The organism is Streptococcus sp. GMD6S (assembly GCF_000297015.1).
Genome location: NZ_AJRH01000094.1, coordinates 1 through 3,382 on the forward strand (window position 1 = coordinate 1; position 3,382 = coordinate 3,382).

The window sequence follows — 3,382 nt, forward strand, 5'->3', positions numbered from 1 at the left end:
ATATACTTTAACTCTTTTAACGAATTTACTTGAGCAACCACACCTTTTAACTGATACTGCTCGATGAGATTTAGTAAGTTATCAATCTCTTCAATGACTTTAATTTCCATATCAACACCTCTTAGGAAAATCACTACAAAGCATCTAAACAATCCAGCAAGTCTTGGTAAGAATGAACTTCATAAGTCGGCTGGGCTTGTGTGTGATTTTCGAGGTGATGAGGGTTGTACCAGATGGTGTCAATGTCAGCATTATTACCACCTTGAATGTCAGCTGTTAAGGAATCTCCAATCATCAGCGTCTTTTCTTTATCAAATCCTGCAATCTGCTGACCGATTTTTTCATAGAATAGTGCATCAGGTTTTTGCGTTTGCAATTGCTCAGAGATAAAGACTTGGTTGAAATAGGGAGCCAGACCAGATTGAGCCAGACGTCCTGTCTGGATGGCAGTAATCCCATTTGTCGCAGCATACAAGTCATAATCACGTTCGATGAGGCTGTCCAAGAGTTCATGAGTACCCGAAAGAGTTTGTCCCTGTTGGGCTAAGTAAAATTGGTAACGCTGGGCAAGTAACCTACCGTCTTTTTTCTGTCCAAAATGGGCAAATAAACGAGAAAAGCGCGTGTTAATCAGTTCTTGTTTACTGATTTTCTTTTGCTCCAAGTCCTTCCAGAGAGCCTTGTTCATAGGAACGTAATAGTCTTTATAGGCTTGAATGTCCGCAACTCCTTCTTCCTTTAGAAGTTGCGTCAAAGCCACATCCTCAGCAGCATCAAAATCAAGCAAGGTGTGATCTAGATCAAAAAGTAGAAATTTGTAGGGCAATTTGAGAGTTTTCCTTTCTGAAATGAATTGATATTCACGATGATAAAATAGTTGAATTAAGAATATCAGGATGAAAGCAAATTATTCAGACTTCAAAACCACCTTCAAGAATAAATCGCTTGAGTAAATCTGATGTTTTTACATTTACCTTAAACGTTGTCAGTGTATTTCCAGCTATATTTTCAAAATACGACTTAGCCTTCTGTTTATCAACAGAATTTTTTAAAAGATCAAAACGACCAAATTCATTTAATGTTATTTCAGTCAACTTCATAGACATCATTTGTCTTAACAGTTCTTCATCAAGACCAAAGGTATCGCTTAAACGTTTAATTCGATCATAATGAATTTGAACCTGATAGTCATTAATGTAGTCACGAAGTGTCAGTGTACTATCTACCTCTATCTCCCCATTTTGAATATCGTGTAAGATTAAATTTGCAATTTTTTGCTCTTCCTGTGTCAGGGTTGCAAAGGTTTTGTGCAGTTCATTCAAAAGACTTTCAGATTCCTCCGTTCCCAAAGCTTTAATATACTTTTGGAAACGAGAATTCATATAGTCAGCATCAATCATTCCAGTATCTATTTCAATTATAGAGGTTGACAAATCAAATGGTACATCACCTGGACCTTTGCCTCCACCCCCATTACTCATCAGTTCCTTATAGCGAATAACTAAAATGTTATACGTCGTCTCATCGCATACTACATCCACTACTGATTTTTTCTTTCCAGCACCTTTTGAAATTTCGTAGTGTAATTTAGACCATTTAAAGCCTTGAATTCGAGCTGCTTCAAGATAATCGTTAAACGAATTAAATAGTTTAGCAAATTTTGCTTTTTCACTTCTCTCAGCAGGAAGTTTCTCAAAATTTTCTACACCAGAACTTTCAAAAATGTCCCGAATTTGATAAAAACGAGTATTTAGCATGACTAAATTCTGATCTAACTTATTGACAAAAAGCTCTACAGGACTGTCGCCTGAATAAAGCTGAACTGCATCTTCAATATTCCGTTCCATAGTGTGAGGTTTACGATAATAGCGGATGGTACCAAATGGTTTGTCCTCTCCAAAAATCCTATTGGTTCGAGAAAAGGCTTGGATAATCAGTTCATCCTTCATCAATTGGTCTACATAAAGAGTATTAACCCATTTAGAATCAAATCCTGTTAACATTTGATTTACAACGATAAGTAAGTCTAATTGCTTTTCTGGCTCTCTTTCAATCCATTTATGCTGGTGTTTGTGCGCCAAACGATTAGAAACATCCTTTTTGAAACGATCATGAGATGCCAAAGTGTAAAGCTGACCATATTGTTTCTCATAATCAGTTAGAATCTCTACAAGAGCATCTTCTTTAAAATCAAAGCCATCATTATTATCAACATTTGGATCAAATAACGCTGTTACTCTTAACTCAGGCTTTATTGCTTTCAGCAACCGATAATAAGAAATAGCTTCTTGGATACTGCTAGTCGCAAAAATAGCATGGAATTTTCCATTACGACTCAAGGTTAACCAGTTATCACAGATGTCCTTCACAACAGCTTTCTGATAGTCAGGTGTTAGATATTGATTTTTTGGTATGTAGTCTTCAATTCCTTTGATGTACTTCCCTTTTCTATTCATAAAGCCTGCCATCTTGACTTTTGAACCATCCATAAAGTGATAGTAGACTTTACTCTTTTCCTGCTTACTAACTGCTTCTTCTACACTAGAAGCTTTCGCCTGATTTAGGGCTACTTTTTCTCTGATTTCACGATCCTTATAGATTAAGACTTTATAAGGATCAAATCCTAAAACATTTTTATCGCGAATTCCATCCGCGATAGTGTAATGATGTAATTCTTGACCAAAAATCGAAGTTGTTGTATTCTTTTTTCGCTCATTTTCCTTTTTAATAGGCGTACCAGTAAAACCGAAGAACAGAGCTTGAGGAAAGGTCTCTTTAATGGTAATCATCATCTCGCCAAAAGTAGAGCGATGAGCCTCATCGATGATAAACACAATCCTATTTTTTCTCATCTCTTCCAGCTCTGCATCGGTCATCCCATCCTCCTCTTTGATATTACTCATCTTTTGAATAGAGGTAACAATCAAAGTATTTTCGGGAGACTTACTTTTCAAGCGAGTCCTAAGCATAGTTGTATTTTTTGTTTCTTGAACTGATTCTCTCTCCTCTGCAAAACCTCGATATTCTTTTATAGACTGAGTTCCTAGTTCAATTCTATCCAATAAAAATATTACTTTATCTGCATCTTTTGAGTTAGCAATTAGCTGGGCAGCTTTAAAACTAGTCATGGTCTTGCCAGATCCTGTTGTATGCCAAATAAAACCACCAAGCTGATTGCGATCAGCCCACTTATTTTTAGCTACCCGGTCAGAAATTGCTGCAACTGCATAGTATTGGTAGCTACGTAAAACTTTTAAAATTCCATCCGACTGGTCAGCTATAGTGTAATAACCGATTAGCTGATGCGCCATCGGGATTGACAAAAGATAAACAGCAATATCTTTCCAGTTGTTGATTAACTCATTATTAAAATCTTCCCAAT

The 3,382-nt window shown here is 36.5% G+C and carries 2 protein-coding genes; both read right to left on the bottom strand.

Features of this window, described 5'->3' with window-relative positions; genetic code table 11:
• Positions 1-133: 133 nt before the first annotated feature.
• Positions 134-826, bottom strand: a complete 693-nt coding sequence (locus tag GMD6S_RS08615; RefSeq protein WP_001146398.1) for a YjjG family noncanonical pyrimidine nucleotidase — start codon at positions 824-826, stop codon at positions 134-136.
• Positions 827-911: 85 nt separating this feature from the next.
• A partial coding sequence (locus GMD6S_RS08620; RefSeq protein ID WP_000326606.1) for a type I restriction endonuclease subunit R, EcoR124 family occupies positions 912-3,382 on the bottom strand: 2,471 nt, incomplete at its 5' end.